Genomic DNA, 16,574 nt, shown 5'->3' with positions numbered 1-16,574 from the left:
GTATTGTTGCTAGTAATAGCAACAATCACATACTCTTGTGACGAACGTCTGAATTATGACGACCAATTACCAAGTACGTTGAATATAATTGAATCCGTTAAAATAGGTCAAACAAGTGCTACGATAGATAATTTGTCGGGAGTTGTTAATTTTGTTTTGCCTTCAAATACCAATTTAGCTTCAGTTGTATTAGAGATAAAAAGCCCTGATGGTGTAATTATTTCTCCAGCATCTGGAACGGCTGTTAATTTAACAAGTCCTCTTGAACTAACCGCTAAATCAGGTGATAAAACGAGACATTATATTATTAATGCTCGAGTTCTACCAAATCAAATAGCTTTTGTTAGTGACGCAAGCTCGATAGACAACATTGTTGATGATGATGTAAAAGCGGCTGCACAATGGGCTAAAACTACTTATGGTAGTAGATTTGTATTTATCCCTTTTTCTAATTTAACTATAAATTCTTTAAAAACCGTTAATGTAGTTTTCTTTTTCTATGATACACAGGGAACATCTGCTTTGCCACAAGTAAGTTTAGATAAAAAGAATATATTAACTCAATATCTTGTTGAAGGGGGTAAAATGCTTTTAGGAGGTATGGCTACAAGTTATGCAGAAGTAATAGGACGTGATAAAAGTGGTCTTTTAACAATAAAAGGAAATGGTATTGGCTTTGTTGACGGTGGAACTTGGAGTATTGATGGTGGTGTGAATTTTCAAAATGATCAAAGAAACAGTCCTATTTATAACTTTACTCAAGTAATTTCTACAGATTCTAATGGGTATTTCCCAGTAATTAATGGTGGATATAAAGAAGATCATAATAATCTATGGGATTTAGGATCATTGTTAGGGCCAGGGCATCAAAAAGGGCAGTTCGCCGAATTTGAAAACCTTTATGGTGGTAAAGTGCTTGCAGTTTGGAGTGGTGTCAGTGATGAATGTTGTCCGGGTATTATTGAGTTTAAGTCGAATTCCGTTTATGCAGGAACTATTATAGCAATAGGCATAGGCGGCATGGAATGGGCCATGAATGACGGAAGAACCAATGTATATGCATCTAATATACAAGGGATATATAGAAATTCGATTGATTATTTAGGTACAAAATAATAATTTGTTTAGCTTGTGGTTTTATTGGGCAGGTTTTCCTGCCCTTTAATTTATTTAATTTATTTAATTTATTAAAAAATGGAAAAAAAATATACTTTAACTGCGGTTTGTTTTGGGGAGGTTTTATGGGATATTTTTCCTGCGCATAAAAAAATTGGGGGAGCACCATTGAATGTAGCTTTAAGAATGAATTCTATGGGAGTAGAAACGACTATGATAAGTCGTGTTGGGGATGATGAAAATGGAAAAAACATACTATCTTTTTTAAACGATCAAGAGCTTACTACCGATTTAATTCAAATTACGGAAGAATATAAAACAGGAGCGGTTCATGTAATGATTAATGAAAAAGGAAATGCTTCCTACGATATTTTATATCCGTCAGCTTGGGACAAGATCATAGAAACAGAAATGATGGAAAAAGTAACTGCTGAAGCGGATGTTTTTGTATTTGGAAGCTTAGCATGTAGAGATGAGGTTACTCGGACCACTTTGAACAAACTTTTAGGGAAAGCAAAGTATAAAATTTTCGATGTAAATCTAAGAGCCCCTTATTATACTACCGATGTATTAAATGAACTTATGTTAAAAGCGGATTTTATTAAGTTGAATGATGAAGAGTTACGGGACATAAGTAGCGAATTAGGGTCGCCATATAATTCATTTGAACAAAATATTAAATTTATTGCGGAAAAGACAAATACAAAACAGGTTTGCGTTACCAAGGGGGAATTTGGAGCTGTTTTGTACTATAATGATAAATTTTATTACAATAGTGGTTATTTTATAAAAGTAGTAGACACCGTTGGTGCTGGTGATTCCTTTTTAGCTTCATTAATAGTACGGTTATTAAGAGGAAAATCACCTCAAAAATCATTGAATTATGCTTGTGCAATAGGTGCTTTAGTAGCTGGACAAGAAGGAGCTAATCCCAAGATTTCTGAAAAGGTAATTAGTGACTATATGAAAATTGAGAAAAAAAGTATAAAAAAATAGTTTAAAATATTAGCCTGTTGGATGCAATTATTAAAAACATCAATTTTAGTGTGTGCAAATTAAAGTGATATTGATTCTTCGTCAATTTTGGTGATTTAGAATCGGCATTTCCAACATAAAATTAGCACATGGGGTTAGCTTTAAACAAATAATAATTTGGAACACCGTTTCGAATATAAAGAGGCTTAAGTTTATAATCTATCCGATAAAAAAACTGGAGTGTTCTTTGTAAAAGGAAAGGAATTTATTGAAAAATAAATGGGTAATTATTGCTTATATTTTCACCAAAATTGCGAAGAGCCACTTTCACTGGAATGGGTGGCCCAGTTTGGACTGGAATCTTTAAACATACAATAATTATGAAATTACTTTTAAATTTCTGATAATTCGTTCAAAAGCTTTAAATCTTCCAATAAAAGGTTCGAATTTTGTACCATAAGGTCACTTTAGAGGATGATCATTTATGATTGTCCTCTTTTTTATTTTATTTAATTAGCTGATTTGTAATTAGTTATATTGTAATTTTTAAAATTTTTACTGGTTCGATATTTATGATTCGTAAAAATCGTTTTAAAAAAATTGCCAAAGTAGATAATAAAACAATGATTTGATGTTCGATATCCCCTTGCGGATACTATCAACTCATATATATTTGAACATCTCGATTCGAGTATACTTTAGTAAATATATACAGGAAATCAAGTATCTCTTTTTACCTGTGCTAAGCTTGTCTCGATACCATTCTTTTTCAATATTTTCATTGCCTGATTGACAGAGACCCTTCTATCTGAGAAAACTCTGGGTTTACTATTTGAAATTTGATCAATGGTTCTGGAGTTTAGAAAATTAGTGCTGGTAATATATTGATCACTAGAGGTAATTATCATGATATAGCCTGATTTATTTGTAAGGGATTTAATTTCTTCGTTACGGGGTCGAACGAAAGAGGTGTAAATAACTCGACGATATATCGTTTACCGGCAACATCTTGACTCTTATACCATGTTAAAACATTGTTTTCACCACCTTTTAGATTTCTGATGTTTTTGCCAGCATAGCAGCTAGTTAGACTTTCGTTCACAAGTGTAAGCCGCTCATTGAGGAAATCCATCACCTGTTTGTATTCCTTTTTTAAATCATTAAAATCTTCAAAATCAATTTTATTCTGAATGAAATGTCTCCTTGTCTTTGATATTAAAAGCTCTTGATCCGAAATCTCTTTAAGAATCTTTTTTTGCTCATTTCATACATTCCCGTTTCACAGTCAAAATATTTTCATCCTCCAGTATAAGTTCAAGCAATTCATAAACTTCTGATTTAATGTCTATTTTTTTTAATAGTTCTTCATATTCAAAGTCCAAAATATCGGTTCTGACCCGTCCTTTGCACTTACTAACTGTACAATGGTAGTATTGGTACTTCGCATATCTTCCAGCCGATGTACTTGCAGTTAATCGCCTGCCACAGTATGGACAGATTAAAAATCCTCTCAAAAGGAAAACCGGTTTCATTTTTTGCTTAAACGAATTTGTTGTGCGACGGCTGTTTAGCAGGCACTGAACTTCTTTAAAAAGCTTCTTTGAAATAAGTGGCTCATGGAGGCCTTCTACAAAATATTTTTCTTCCGTTTTGTACGCAGGCACAAAGACTAATCCACAATAGAATGGGTTGTGCAGAACCTTCCAAAAATTATTCCTGCCACAGATAAGTCCTTTGAGGTTAGCCATTCTTCTGATATAGCTAATTGTAAATTTACCTTTTGAATATTCTTCAAATGACCAACGGATATAATCGGCTTCAGGTTGTTTGGTCACGATAATCTTTTTGCCATCAGCAGCAACCTTGTTCATATAACCAATAGGTGCTTTTCCAGGCCATCTGCCCATTTTTCTCGCTCTTCTCATACCATCAGATGTATTTAGCCGTAATTCTAGAAAGCTAGAAGTAGCTATTTCATGCCATTACAATAGAATTTAATTACTTTTCTAATTTTACTGATGTCAGCTATTTTTTTGCCATAATCAGTATTTTTTTAACAATGTATGATTCTAACAACATGAAATAATGAATAGTTTTAGTATCTAATTTTCCCCAAAATTTGGTAGTCAGTTTACTCCGAAACTGCTGATCACTTTAAATTGGAAAGTGGTGGTAAATTTGACCGTTTTTTCCAATGATTCATTCATACCATTGCTGATTTGCTTTATACTACCATTTGGACCCAAATTTTGCAGTATGTGCAATTAAATCTTTGCTATATTCCACTTCTTGTTTTAAAGCTGTATCTGTAATCAGATTGAGTTCTGCTGGTTTCCAGAATTTTCCATTTCATTTTGCAAAAACACTTTTTTCTCGGCATCGATATAAAAATCGAGTTTTATATCACTATTTTGAAACCCAAGAAGTAACCGTTGAATTGAAAAACAAAAAAAAGAACACTGTTATTACCAAGAAAAGAATAGTCGTAAACAGATAGATTAATCTATTTGCAAGCAATTTTAATTGGACTATGTTTTGTTTTTCTGAATTCATACTTTTTTAATGAGGCAGTTTATCTCTAAAATAGCCATATACCCAAGTTCCCGCTACAGCAGATAATAAGGTAACAATCATAACGGTAGCGCCAGTTCCAATTTGTGCAAATAATGGGCCTGGACAAGCTCCTGTTATGGCCCAACCCAGTCCAAAGAGAAGCCCGCCGTAAATTTGTCCTTTGTTGAAAGTTTTGTCGTGGAATTCAATTTTTTCTCCATAAATGGTTTTAATATTGAATTTTTTTATCAGGAAAACAGATAGCATTCCTACCACAACGGCACTTCCTATGATGCCATACATATGAAAGGATTGAAAACGAAACATTTCCTGAATGCGATACCAGCTGATTACTTCGGCTTTGATGAAAACAATTCCAAACAATAAACCGATGACTAAGTATTTTAAATTATGATACCACTTGTGTTCTAATTGACTCTCGTTGACACAAACGGTGTCCAAGGAACGAGTTTCGAAATCTGTGTTTTGATCTTTATTTTGCATGTTAGATAGTGTTAAATAGAAAGGATTAAAGGTAAAATGATATTTGCCATAATCAATCCGCCTACGAAGAAACAACAGGTTGCAATCAGTGAAGACAATTGTAAATTAGACAAACCGGAAATAGAGTGGCCACTGGTACAACCTCCCGCATAACGAGAACCGAAACCAATGAAAAATCCACCAATAACCATCATGAAAAATCCTTTGAGTGTGATTAAATTTTCCCATGAGAAGAGTTGTTCGGGTAACATTCCGTTGATATTTGTAACTCCATACGATGCTAATTCTGTTCTTAGAGTATCGTTTATGATAATTGGATCTGGATTGGACAAAAAATTAAATGCCAAAACACCACCTACGAATATGCCTAATACGAAAAACATATTCCAGATTTCTTTTTTCCAATCGTACTTAAAAAAGGTAATATTTGCCGGTAAACATATCGCACAAGTGTGTCTCAATGAAGCACTGATTCCAAAAGATTTGTTTCCAATAATTAATAAAGCCGGAACTGTAAGTCCAACTAATGGGCCTGCAATATACCAAGGCCAAGGTTGTTTGATGAATTCTAAAATTTCCATATTTGTTGATTTAGTACTGCAAAGATTATATTTATAAATGAGTAGTTGTGTTACTTTTGTCACACAACAAAAAAATTAAAAAAATTACATTGATTTTATTTTCTAATGTAATGATCTAACTTTTCTCTGAACGAATCACTGTTCCAATTTGCTGTTCCAATTTTGGTAACAGTCACATTCCCTTGTTTGTCAATAAGATAAGTGACTGGAATTGTAGACGAATCCATTTCTAAAGGAGGATTTGTAATCGATTGATAGATAGGAAGTGTTAAATTTTCTTTGATTAAAAATGCCTTTGCTTTTTCAAAAGAATCAGTTGTCACAAATAAAAACACAATTTTATCCTGATAGTCAGCATATAATTTTTGCATACTTGGCATTTCGGCAATACAGGGCGGACACCATGTGGCCCAAAAATTAATGAATATTATTTTTCCTTTATATTCTTCTAATGTCACACTTTTACCAGTAGCATCGACTAATTGCCATTGGTACGTGGAAAGCATTTTTTGATCTGTTACAGCAATTGTTTTTGGCGAAAAAGCAATTAAGCGGTTTACTTGTATTTTTACAAAAGTGCCCAAAGGACTAAACAGAAGCAGTACTATAAATATGATAAAAGCAATATTTTGAATAGTAGCTTTTTTTGATGTTTTCCAGTTCATTTTTTATTTTTTTGAATCATTGCTATCTTAAAAGATATGCTTTTTAGGATTTATTATTTTTTCAAATGGTCTTTTGGCATACGAACTTTAATTATTACGGATGATACGATTGTTATCATGCCTATCAATATAATAGCATAATTCACTCCAAATAAATCAGCGGTTATCCCTGAAATAATCGCGCCTATCGCATAACCTAAATCCCTCCAAAGTCTAAATGTACCAATACTTTCGGCTCTTTGAGTTGGATTTGTGGCTTGTGCAATGGCTGATAAAAAAGTAGGATAAACCAAGGCTGTTCCAAATCCCAATAACGCGGAAATAGTCGCTAATTGATACATCGCGGTACTAAAAGGAATAAAAAGAATCGCAATTCCCTGTAGTAACATTCCCCAAAACAGCATCTTTTTTTTCGAATAAACATCAGACATTTTTCCGGTTATCAATTGTCCAAAACCCCAAACGGTAGGATAAATGGCAGTTATGACCCCAATATTCTGAGAATCGTAGTTCAAGGAAAGTAAGACGATAGGTAAAAGTCCCCAAATCATACCATCATTCAAGTTATTGACTAATCCTGCTTGGGTCACAGTACTTAACGTTTTGTTTTTGAAAGTGGTTTCCAGAAAAATATTATCTAATTTTTTGGTTTGATTGGTTGTGTTTTCTTGGTGTACAAATACTCGGGTATCTTTCACAAAAAGCAAAGTCAACAAAAAACCAATTATCGAAATTCCAATTCCCAGATAAAAAGGGTAGGGCGTAATGCCATATTTTTGGGTGATATAGCCCGACAGGAAAGCGACTAAACCAACGGCAAAATAACCGGCAAACTCGTTGAGTCCCATCGCCAGTCCGCGATCCTTTTCTCCAACCAAATCAATTTTCATCACCACAGTACTGCTCCAAGTAAGTCCTTGACTAATTCCCAACAGAATATTGGCAAAAATCACCCAATTCCATGATTCAGCATATATTAAAATAAAAGGAATAGGTATTGCCAGAATCCATCCAAATAAAAGTAAATTTTTTCTCCCGAAACGGTTCGCTAACTTTCCTGTAAAATAATTGGTAATGGCTTTAGTGATTCCAAAGGCAGTTATAAATGAAAGAATAGCCGTTTTTGAAGCAATGCCAAATTCAATTTCGGCAAATTTTGGAATAATGGTTCTTTCCATTCCTATCATCCCACCAACAAAGGCATTGACGATTACCAAAATGGTAAATTGTTTCCAATTTTCCTTTAGTCCAAGTTTCGTGGTATTCATATTCAAGTGTTGAATGGTTTATTTTTAATCCAAAAAAGAACTACTATTTTTCAATTTATTCTGGAGGTAAGAATAGGAGGTGAGACATTAAAAATATTTGGACTAGAATTACTCATAGTATTCTAATTGATAATCACCAATGTGCTTTTTGTTTTCGGAAATGGATTTTTTATTCTTGAAATAGTTTAGAGTTCCAAGTAAGAGTATCACGAATGAAATGACTAGCAGCGCTATTTCAATCAGGAAACTATTTTCAACTTTTAATAAATTTTGCAAACTCAATCCTGCAATTAAAAAGTACATTGCCGTTCTCAGGAAGGCAAGAAATGTAGATTGATTCGCGAGCACTGTTCGTTGTAGCGCTAATCTTTCTCTTAAAATTAAGTCTTTGTTTATTGTCTTTGTATCTTTCATGTCGTTTTTTTTTGAATTAATTTTAAAAGGTAGTTCAATAGTCTTTGTTAAATTCAAAGCAATAAATTCATTAGGATCTCGTAAAACACTATCAAATTTACTTCTTTATTTATATCAGTTTGAAAATCAAATATTTTTAGGAGGGTTTACGAACAAATTAAAAATTAAATCCTCTCTTATTCTTTTCAACTTTCGATTTTCAAATAAATAATTGTGCAGTTTAAAACAATGCTTTCTTGTTTTAAACTGCACATTACTTTAAATATTTATTGCCTAAAATTTATTTATCACGTCGTTTACATCCATCCAAGTACCACCATTAGTGACATTTTTAAACCCATTTTGTTCCAAAATCAATTTGGCTTGACCGCTGCGATTCCCGCTTCGGCAGAAAACAATAACGTGTTCTTTTCCTTTAAATTTAACCAACTGATTTGGTACTTGATCCAAAGGAATATTTGTTGATCCTTTTACGTGACCTTCTGCAAATTCTGCAGGCGTGCGAACATCTACAAGGAACGCGCCTTCTTTTATTAATTTTTCCATTTGTGTTGTGTCTTTTTTTGAAAACATATTTTTAAAATTCCGAACATAATTAGTTGTTTTATTATTTTAATACTTTGCTTTGACAAACGAAATCGGTCTTTGGAACAGTCGTTTTAGCTATTGCTCCAAAACCACCTTCAATTTCTGTAAAGTTTCTATATCCTCGTGCTTGCAAAATAGAAGCAGTCATCATACTGCGGTATCCTCCGGCACAATGGATGTAAAAATGTTCCTCTGGATTGATGTCTTTTACCCATTCATTGATGTACGCTAATGGTCGGCTGTAGGCTTCATCGACATGTTCCGCTTCATACTCACTTTCTTTACGAACATCGATTATTTTGCATTCGCCAATTTTCACTTCTTTTGCAAATTGCTCTGCAGTGATGCGATTTATAGTATCGATTTCAAAACCGGCTTTTTTCCAAGCTTCAAAGCCACCTTGTAAATGTCCTATTAAATTATCAAACCCAACTCGGGTTAAGCGCGTTACAGTTTCTTCTTCAAATCCTGGTTCAGTGACTAAAATGATTGGTTGTTTCACATCAGCAATCAAAGCACCAACCCAAGGAGCAAAATCGCCATTGATGCCAATGTTTATGGATTGTGGCACATATCCTTTTGCAAAATCACCATTATCTCTGGTGTCTAGAATTAAAGCACCCGTTTCTTGCGTTACAGCTTCAAATTCACTTGCATTAATTGGTCTCATTCCGTTATTGAAAACATTTTCAAAGCTTTCAATCCCTTTTTTATTCATAGCAACGTTCATCCCAAAATAGGCTGGAGGAGGCAATAAACCTTCTGTAACTTCTTGCACAAATTCGGCCTCAGTCATATTGGCGCGCAAAGCATAATTTGTAGCTTTTTGCTCGCCAATGGTTGAAACAGTTTCTTTACTCATGTTTTTTCCACAAGCAGAACCCGCACCGTGAGCCGGATATACGATTACATCATCAGCCAGAGTCATTACTTTGTCTCTTAACGAATGGAATAATATGGCTGCTAATTCGTCTTGAGTCATGTGGGCAGCTTTTTGAGCTAAATCTGGGCGACCAACATCACCAATGAATAAAGTATCTCCAGAGAAAATGGCGTGGTCTTTTCCGTTTTCATCTATTAATAAGTATGAGGTACTTTCCATAGTGTGACCAGGCGTGTGCAACACTTTTATTTTGATGTTGCCAAGTGCAAATTCCTGGTTGTCTTTGGCAGAAATAAATTCAAATTCAGGATTGGCATTGGGGCCATATACAATTGCTGCACCTGTTTTTTTACTCAAATCTAAATGTCCGGAAACAAAATCAGCATGAAAATGGGTTTCGAAAATGTATTTTAGTTTCACACCGTCTTTTTCCAGCCTTTCCATATAAGGTTCTGTTTCACGAAGCGGATCAATAATGGCTGCTTCACCATTTGAAGTGATATAGTAAGCACCTTGTGCTAAACATCCAGTATATATTTGTTCTATTTTCATATTCTTAAATTTTTTCTTTATTAAATTATAATACAAAGATATAGCATGAATTTAAGGAAGATAGTGACAAATGTTACACAACAAAAAAAGTTGCTGTAATTGTAAATTTTTTAAAATATAAAATTTGTATTTTCTGGGGTTTGCAGTGCAGTGGCCTCTGTTGTAGGCAGTGCTTTATTTTGATACTTTAGGCTTCTTAATGTTCAAAGCTTTCTGTTTTATCCATTGAATTGAAATATCAACAGGTGCTGTAATATTTCCAGAAGCAGTATTGTGCCCTAATGTTGGAAACAAGGTATATTCGAAAGGTTTGCCTTGAACTTTAAATGTATTTAATTGCTCTATACACAATTTTACGGGAATTTGGATATCTTTCTCACCAAAAAGCCAAAGCCCTGGAATTGAAAGAGTATTCAAGGAAATTTTTGGGTCAGTAGCTGTAAATTGATACCTATCAGAATCATTTTTGATATGTTCACGAGCATCTGGTTCTGTATGATTTTCCCAAAAATTATTGTTTCCATTAGTATAAAACTGAAATCGAAGTTGTTCTAGGGTTGTAATTGTAGGGCAACTAAATAAAACCATAAATTCTATTTGTGGATTTTTGCTTGCAGCAATTGGGATAATCCATCCTGCTTGACTGAAGCCAACTAATCCAATAGGTGTTTTTTTATCTTTCAAATAGGTTCGAAATGTATTTACTGCTTCACTTGCATCGTGAGATAATAAATTAAGATTAGTAGTGTCAATATTATTCGTGCCAACAGATGGTCCTACATATACACCACCAGATTCTCCAACTCCACGTTTATCATATGTCAATACAGCAATACCTTCTTTGGCAAGACGTTTAGCGAACTCCATTTCTCTTTTTACAGGATCAGACCCATGAACAATTACAACTGCTGCAAATGTTTTTTTAGGCTTTAAAATTGAGCCTGCAAGAGTGACGCCCTGACTTTCAAACTTTACATCTTGAATGGTAAAGTCGGTCGTTTGAGAAAATACCATTTCTGGTAAAGTTATTAATAATAACCAAATAAGTAAGTTAGAAAAAAAGTTAATATTCATTTTAGTTTAATATAAAAAATTGTTTTAAATGGTCATCGTTAGCATTGCCTACAACTCGTTTATACTCGCTACAAAATAGCGAGTATACACCCTAAATCAGGTAGATAGTCGCTATTCAGTAGTGGATTATTGTCAAATGTATAAATAATATTTTTATTACAAATCTGCGAACGAGCTTTTTATTTGTTGTTGGCTTTTCGTACTTATGTGCGTGTAAATCTCGGTCGTCTTAATCGTTAATCTTCAATCTAAGATCTCTTAATCTTAATGATATTGTCCTCGGATGGGCATCGTTCCCGTTCAATATTTTGGTAAATAGGCGTTTATATAAAAAATGCGCTTCTAGAGTTTGCATTTGTTGCTGCAAACGCACTAACTTTGAATCTTCATTAACATTTTCGTATTATTGTGTCAAATTACCAAATTTAAGAAATGAACAAATCCGAATTTATCGACAAACTTGCTGATCTCGAATGGGAAGACTTTGAAGTGAAAGAAGCAAAAGCGGAAGTCCCAAAATCATCTTGGGAAACCGTTAGTGCTTTTGCCAATTCTTCCGGTGGTTGGCTCGTTTTTGGTGTCAAACAATCCGGAAAATCATTCGAAATTCAAGGTGTTACAAATCCTGAAAAAATCGAACAGGATTTCTTGAATACAATCAGAGGAGACAAGTTCAATGTCAACTTAGCCCCTAAATCAGTAAAATATAATTTCGATGGCGTGACTGTTATTGCTTTTTATATTCCGGCTTCAAACAAAAAGCCGGTTTACTTCAACTTGCAGGCAAATACCTATATCCGCAGGGGTAGTGCCGATAATAAAGCGACCAAAGAAGAAATCGATGCGATGTACCGGGACCAAACTTTCGGGACTAAATCTTCCGAAATTGCAGTCGGAACGACTAGGAGCAGTCTAAATGAAACCTCTTTGTTGCGCTACCGGGATTACATGGCGCGATTTAATCCCAATGTAAGTTATAACCGTTTTGGTGAGGAGGAGTTTTTGCAAAAACTGCGAATTATCGATGAGGGTAGCTGTACTTATGGCGGTTTGTTACTATTGGGTAAAAGAGAAGTAATCGAAAAATATTTCCCTGACTTCCGAATTGATTTATTGGAAATCCCAGGTAATTCATATACGGATGCCAAATCGCGTTATACTTTCCGTTTGGACGAACAGGAAAATTTATGGGAATACTATTTTGAGTGTTTTGCAAGGCTGAAACAAAAAGTAGATGTGACTTTCAAACTTTCTGCCGAAGGTTTTGGCGAAGAACTCTCAACTGGACTAACCGCTATCAGAGAAGCCTTGGTGAATTTGCTGATGCACGCCGACTATTTTCGCCAGCTCATTCCCGTATCCGAATTTTTACCAATAAAATTGAATTTTTCAATCCCGGAGGTTTGCCCAAACCTATCGAAGAATTGAAAGAAAAAGACCTTTCCATTCCCAGAAATCCAATTATCTCAAAACTTTTCAGAATGGTCAAACTGGCTGAAAATGCTGGTTTTGGCTTTGATAAAATAGAATCAAATTGGTTTGAATACAACAAAACAGCACCAGTCTACAAATTGGAATTCGACTCCGTTACAACTAGTTTCTATTTTGCAGCCAATGATAATAATGAAACCCCGGAACAAGTTACTGGGGAAGCTACTGAGGAAGCTACTGAGGAAGCTACTGAGGAAGCTACTGGGGAAGTTGCCATTGAAATCCAAAGAATTGTCGTGGCGATAAACGGCGAGATGAAACGATCTGAAATCCAGTCACTTTTGAACTTAAAACACAATGACTATTTCAGAACCCAATACATAATCCCAGCATTAGAGAAGGACTATATTACAATGAAATTCCCTGACAGTCCTAATCATCCGCAACAACGATACATACTTACGAGAAAGGGAATTTTACTAAAAAAGGAATTAATATGAAGCCCACCGAATCATCTTATTTTTCTTTGGAAACATATTAATCCCTCAACTACGGTGAATTTCCGGTTCGTGGTATTAAATAATCCTATACATAAAAGGTTTGTTTTTGAAGACCGTTAGTGTTAGTCAAAACAGTCGGCTAAGAGTTGCAAATCTTCCAGTAAAAGGTTCGAATTTTGTCCTTCAAGGTTCACAAATGGCTATAGTTAGCTAAAAACAAAAGTGCACATAATGGTCGTAAGACCAAGTATAGTGCGCTTTTTTTGTTTTTTAACCAATTTTTACAGGCAGATGATTCTACTTTCTTTACAAAGGGGAAAGATTTATTCTGGACGGGCATCATAGAATAGAAGCAGCAATAAGATATGGAGAAACAATAGAAGCTATCGAATTATCTGGAATGAAAATGTATGAACAGTTTTCAATGAAAATGAATGAATATTTCTTTTTCTGTCAAAAAGTCTCTTACTACTTCTATAATTTTACCTTCATATCTACTACAAGGGTTTTTATCTAGCCAAGTCCAAGTCGAGTGCATTATTGCTGTCGTCTTTTGCGGATGAAATTAATTGAGCCTAAAATAAGCATTAATAGTAATGGCATCCCAATAGCTACAGGTAATATTTTTCCAGGATTCAAATTTATTTTAGGACTTACATGAAAATGTATCATCCTGCTTACAACAGGTGTTTCTGTTTTTTTTGCGGATGCAATTACTATTAAAGAATAATCCCCTGCTTTTACAAAGTGAATTTTAAAGTTGAGAGGCATTGTTTTTCCAGGTTTAATTGTAGGAATGTAAACTCCTTTTTCGGCATTCCAATCTTCCAGATCAACAGGCAATTTATTTTCATTATCAACCAAAGAAAGATAGGTTATGACATTAGTAACAAGTTGGGCTCCTGAATTTGTAATTTCACATTTAACCGTTACATAATCACCGGCAATGCCATTTAAGTTTTGTGATGATTTAATATTTAAAACCAAAGGTGGGGGGGTCTCCGCATGCAGAGAGCTGACAAAAGTCAGGAGAAAGAATGAAGCGAATAAATATTTAAAAAAATATTTCATATCAGTTGGTTTTAATAACTCCATCATGATTAAATTTTTTCATTGAAAGCAAAAGTATCAAAAAACCGAGAATAAGAAATCCAAACAAGGGCAATAAGTATTTTAGATTCTGCGCTAATGAGGTTTGGTAATCTACCAGCACATTATCCAATGTTGCGAAAATGTTATCCATTGGATTTATCGACTTAAAGAAACTGATGAAAGTATTCCCCGTTGCAGTTGCAGGAAATAATGCAGGAAGCGTGCAAATCAGAACAATGATAAGTGAAGTAGTGAGTGTGTTTTTAGCGGAACGATACATCAAAGAGACAGCAAAAACAATTAAGATTAAACCTGTAACACCAATTGTTCCGAGCAAAGCAGTATAAATGAGAAAAGCCAATGCTAAATTACTACCGCTGGAAGCCACAACAATATACGGTACTGCAACAATGTAAATTAAGAACCACTGTGTAAGCGATGCCAAGAGTTTTCCAATAACTAGATTTTTTAAAGAAATAGGTGACAAAAAAAGACTCTCTGCCGTTTCATTTTCAAATTCAGAAGTTATGACTGACGAAGCATCTATAGTAACCATCAGTATTGCAATGCCAATAATTACTTTTCCGAGCAACAATAACAATTCAGTTTGATCGAGTAAACTCAGTTCACTATCAGTAAGCAATAGGTAACAGGTTATGCTGAACAGTAAAGAAGATATAACAAGCCACGCTAAACTTTTCCAAGTATAAAGTTCTGCTCTTATTTCTTTAAGCCAAATTTGTGTTATCATTTTAGAAATTGGTTAAATTTAAAAATGCTTCCGTTAAATCTTTGCTGCCTGCGCTCTTTATTATCTCATTCACAGTTCCTTGTGCTACTAAATGCCCGTGATTAATAATAGCGAGCCGTGAGCAAAGATTAGAAACCTCTGGAAGAATATGTGATGAATAGATAATCGTGACCCCTTGTTTGTTTAATTCTTTAAGCAAATTTTCAATATCCTCTTGCCCTTTTGGATCAAGTCCTATGGTTGGTTCATCAAGAATAAGTATCTGCGGATCATTCACTAAAGCACGTGCAAGACTCAATCGCTGTTTCATCCCACGAGAGTATGTACCAATCTTTTGGTGTTTGTACTCGATTAAAACAACCTGCGATAACAATTGATTTATTTTTTCAATAATTTTATTTTTGGGCACACCATAAATAGTAGCAAAAAATGACAAATACTCTATGGCATTCATCCAGTCATAAAACCCACGACTTTCGGGAACTGTTCCAAGTTTGTGGGCAATTTTTGTTTTTTCAGTTTGAGGTAGTCCGTCAATAAAAATACTTCCAGAGTCAGGTCGATATATTCCTGTTATCAGTCTTATAGCGGTTGTCTTACCTGCACCGTTTGGTCCCAAAAAACCAAAAAAATCCCCTTTTTTTATTGATAAATTCAAATTATCGACCGCTTTATATAAGCCAAACGATTTGCTGAGATTTGTTATAGAAATTAGATCGCTCATTATTTTGTTATTACGTTTTTAAAAATATAATTCTTTGAATTAAAAAAACAATAATCATTTATGAATGGCATTATGGGACTTCTAAAAACCGATTTTAGGCCACTTGTTAACATTGAAAAAATCACAACGAGTAATTTTATATGTTAAAGATAGGATATTTCCGATTGAAAATCAATTTTTATGACTTGTTTGTTTGGACCTTTTACTTCCATATTGGTTTACTTTATAAGTAATCAGTGCTGAACCGCTGCCTACAATTGCGCCCGCAAATACATCGCTTGGATAGTGTACTCCCAAAACTATACGAGAGTAACCAATGGCTAAAGCCCATAAAAAAGAAAATACAATTATGTACCATTTTGGAAAAGCAATACTTAAAGAAGTGGCTATCACAAATGCCGTTGAAGTATGTCGTGACGGAAAAGATGCACTGGTAACATTTGTTACTTTTTCTATAAAGGAATATGCAGAAAATGGTCTTATTCTGTTAATACTTAATTTTAAAAGGGCTGAAAGGAGCAATGAGATGATTACAGAAAATCCAATGTATATAGATTTTTTTTGAAGAATTGCTTCTTTTTTTAACAAACTCCATAAGAACAAAATGACAGGCGCTGCAATGCAAATAGGAGTTACACTATTAGTTATAAATATAAAAAAGGGGTTCAATAATCTATCTCTATTAAGATTAATGTCCCTCAGAAGATTAATATCAACATTTTGTGCATTTACAATAGTTAAGACGAAAAAAAACAATACGATTAAACATGGCTTTTTATACATTTTATGTTTTTTAATAGATCATGCGAATCAAGGGTTAAAAAGCAGTGGTAAATATAGTTAAATAACAAGAAATATCTTTCAAAATATTTATTTTAAAGTCTGAAAATCAGTACATTTAAG

The 16,574-nt window shown here is 34.0% G+C and carries 18 protein-coding genes; 4 read left to right on the top strand and 14 right to left on the bottom strand.

Going from position 1 to position 16,574, the window contains the following annotated elements; translation table 11 throughout:
• Positions 1-6: 6 nt before the first annotated feature.
• Positions 7-1,116 carry a DUF4960 domain-containing protein gene (locus ACNQGH_RS08410; protein ID WP_417955529.1) on the top strand — a complete coding sequence of 370 codons (1,110 nt, stop codon included), beginning with the start codon at positions 7-9 and terminating at the stop codon, positions 1,114-1,116.
• Positions 1,117-1,194: 78 nt separating this feature from the next.
• Complete coding sequence (locus tag ACNQGH_RS08405; protein ID WP_417955528.1) at positions 1,195-2,112, top strand: carbohydrate kinase family protein; 918 nt, start codon at positions 1,195-1,197, stop codon at positions 2,110-2,112.
• 698 nt (positions 2,113-2,810) lie between these two features.
• On the opposite strand, the gene ACNQGH_RS08400 is transcribed toward ACNQGH_RS08405, so the two are convergent.
• The 10 genes from ACNQGH_RS08400 to ACNQGH_RS08355 form a co-directional block, all read right to left on the bottom strand.
• A complete protein-coding gene (locus ACNQGH_RS08400; RefSeq protein ID WP_417955527.1) occupies positions 2,811-2,999 on the bottom strand; it encodes a hypothetical protein in 189 nt (62 codons plus the stop codon).
• A gap of 351 nt (positions 3,000-3,350) precedes the next feature.
• Entirely contained in the window at positions 3,351-4,016 is a 666-nt protein-coding gene (locus tag ACNQGH_RS08395) for a recombinase family protein (protein WP_417955526.1), read from the bottom strand.
• Positions 4,017-4,650: 634 nt separating this feature from the next.
• A complete protein-coding gene (locus tag ACNQGH_RS08390; protein ID WP_417955525.1) occupies positions 4,651-5,148 on the bottom strand; it encodes a DUF6691 family protein in 498 nt (165 codons plus the stop codon).
• Between the two features lie 11 nt (positions 5,149-5,159).
• Positions 5,160-5,723 carry a YeeE/YedE family protein gene (locus tag ACNQGH_RS08385; RefSeq protein ID WP_417955588.1) on the bottom strand — a complete coding sequence of 188 codons (564 nt, stop codon included), beginning with the start codon at positions 5,721-5,723 and terminating at the stop codon, positions 5,160-5,162.
• A gap of 101 nt (positions 5,724-5,824) precedes the next feature.
• Positions 5,825-6,394, bottom strand: coding sequence for a TlpA family protein disulfide reductase (locus tag ACNQGH_RS08380; RefSeq protein ID WP_417955524.1), 570 nt, complete (start codon positions 6,392-6,394; stop codon positions 5,825-5,827).
• Between the two features lie 53 nt (positions 6,395-6,447).
• On the bottom strand, positions 6,448-7,662 hold the full coding sequence (locus tag ACNQGH_RS08375) for an MFS transporter (protein ID WP_417955523.1): 1,215 nt from the start codon (positions 7,660-7,662) through the stop codon (positions 6,448-6,450).
• A gap of 108 nt (positions 7,663-7,770) precedes the next feature.
• A complete protein-coding gene (locus ACNQGH_RS08370) occupies positions 7,771-8,076 on the bottom strand; it encodes a DUF202 domain-containing protein (RefSeq protein ID WP_417955522.1) in 306 nt (101 codons plus the stop codon).
• A 273-nt stretch (positions 8,077-8,349) separates the two neighbouring features.
• On the bottom strand, positions 8,350-8,622 hold the full coding sequence (locus ACNQGH_RS08365) for a rhodanese-like domain-containing protein (protein WP_417955521.1): 273 nt from the start codon (positions 8,620-8,622) through the stop codon (positions 8,350-8,352).
• Between the two features lie 61 nt (positions 8,623-8,683).
• Positions 8,684-10,099, bottom strand: coding sequence for an MBL fold metallo-hydrolase (locus tag ACNQGH_RS08360; RefSeq protein WP_417955520.1), 1,416 nt, complete (start codon positions 10,097-10,099; stop codon positions 8,684-8,686).
• Between the two features lie 174 nt (positions 10,100-10,273).
• Entirely contained in the window at positions 10,274-11,173 is a 900-nt protein-coding gene (locus ACNQGH_RS08355) for an alpha/beta hydrolase family protein (protein WP_417955519.1), read from the bottom strand.
• Between the two features lie 432 nt (positions 11,174-11,605).
• Here ACNQGH_RS08355 and ACNQGH_RS08350 point away from each other — a divergent pair, with 432 nt between their 5' ends.
• Both ACNQGH_RS08350 and ACNQGH_RS08345 read left to right on the top strand, forming a co-directional pair.
• The gene (locus ACNQGH_RS08350; protein ID WP_417955518.1) at positions 11,606-12,601 is read left to right on the top strand and encodes an AlbA family DNA-binding domain-containing protein; all 996 of its coding nucleotides are present in this window, start codon (positions 11,606-11,608) and stop codon (positions 12,599-12,601) included.
• Complete coding sequence (locus tag ACNQGH_RS08345; protein ID WP_417955517.1) at positions 12,577-13,104, top strand: Fic family protein; 528 nt, start codon at positions 12,577-12,579, stop codon at positions 13,102-13,104. Before ACNQGH_RS08350 ends, ACNQGH_RS08345 begins: the two co-directional genes overlap by 25 nt.
• Positions 13,105-13,641: 537 nt before the next feature.
• On the opposite strand, the gene ACNQGH_RS08340 is transcribed toward ACNQGH_RS08345, so the two are convergent.
• The 4 genes from ACNQGH_RS08340 to ACNQGH_RS08325 all read right to left on the bottom strand — a co-directional run bounded on the left by ACNQGH_RS08340 (position 13,642) and on the right by ACNQGH_RS08325 (position 16,454).
• Positions 13,642-14,175: a COG1361 family protein gene (locus tag ACNQGH_RS08340; RefSeq protein WP_417955516.1), complete on the bottom strand. Its 534-nt coding sequence runs from the start codon at positions 14,173-14,175 to the stop codon at positions 13,642-13,644.
• Position 14,176: 1 nt separating this feature from the next.
• Complete coding sequence (locus ACNQGH_RS08335; RefSeq protein ID WP_417955515.1) at positions 14,177-14,947, bottom strand: hypothetical protein; 771 nt, start codon at positions 14,945-14,947, stop codon at positions 14,177-14,179.
• A gap of 1 nt (position 14,948) precedes the next feature.
• Positions 14,949-15,671, bottom strand: coding sequence for an ABC transporter ATP-binding protein (locus ACNQGH_RS08330; RefSeq protein ID WP_417955514.1), 723 nt, complete (start codon positions 15,669-15,671; stop codon positions 14,949-14,951).
• 171 nt (positions 15,672-15,842) lie between these two features.
• The gene (locus ACNQGH_RS08325) at positions 15,843-16,454 is read right to left on the bottom strand and encodes a phosphatase PAP2 family protein (RefSeq protein WP_417955513.1); all 612 of its coding nucleotides are present in this window, start codon (positions 16,452-16,454) and stop codon (positions 15,843-15,845) included.
• Positions 16,455-16,574 lie beyond the last annotated feature (120 nt).

Origin of the sequence: Flavobacterium kochi (genome assembly GCF_048286715.1) — a bacterium.
GTDB lineage: Bacteria > Bacteroidota > Bacteroidia > Flavobacteriales > Flavobacteriaceae > Flavobacterium.
Note: the sequence above shows the minus strand (reverse complement) of the source record. Positions and strands in the feature narration are given on the sequence as shown.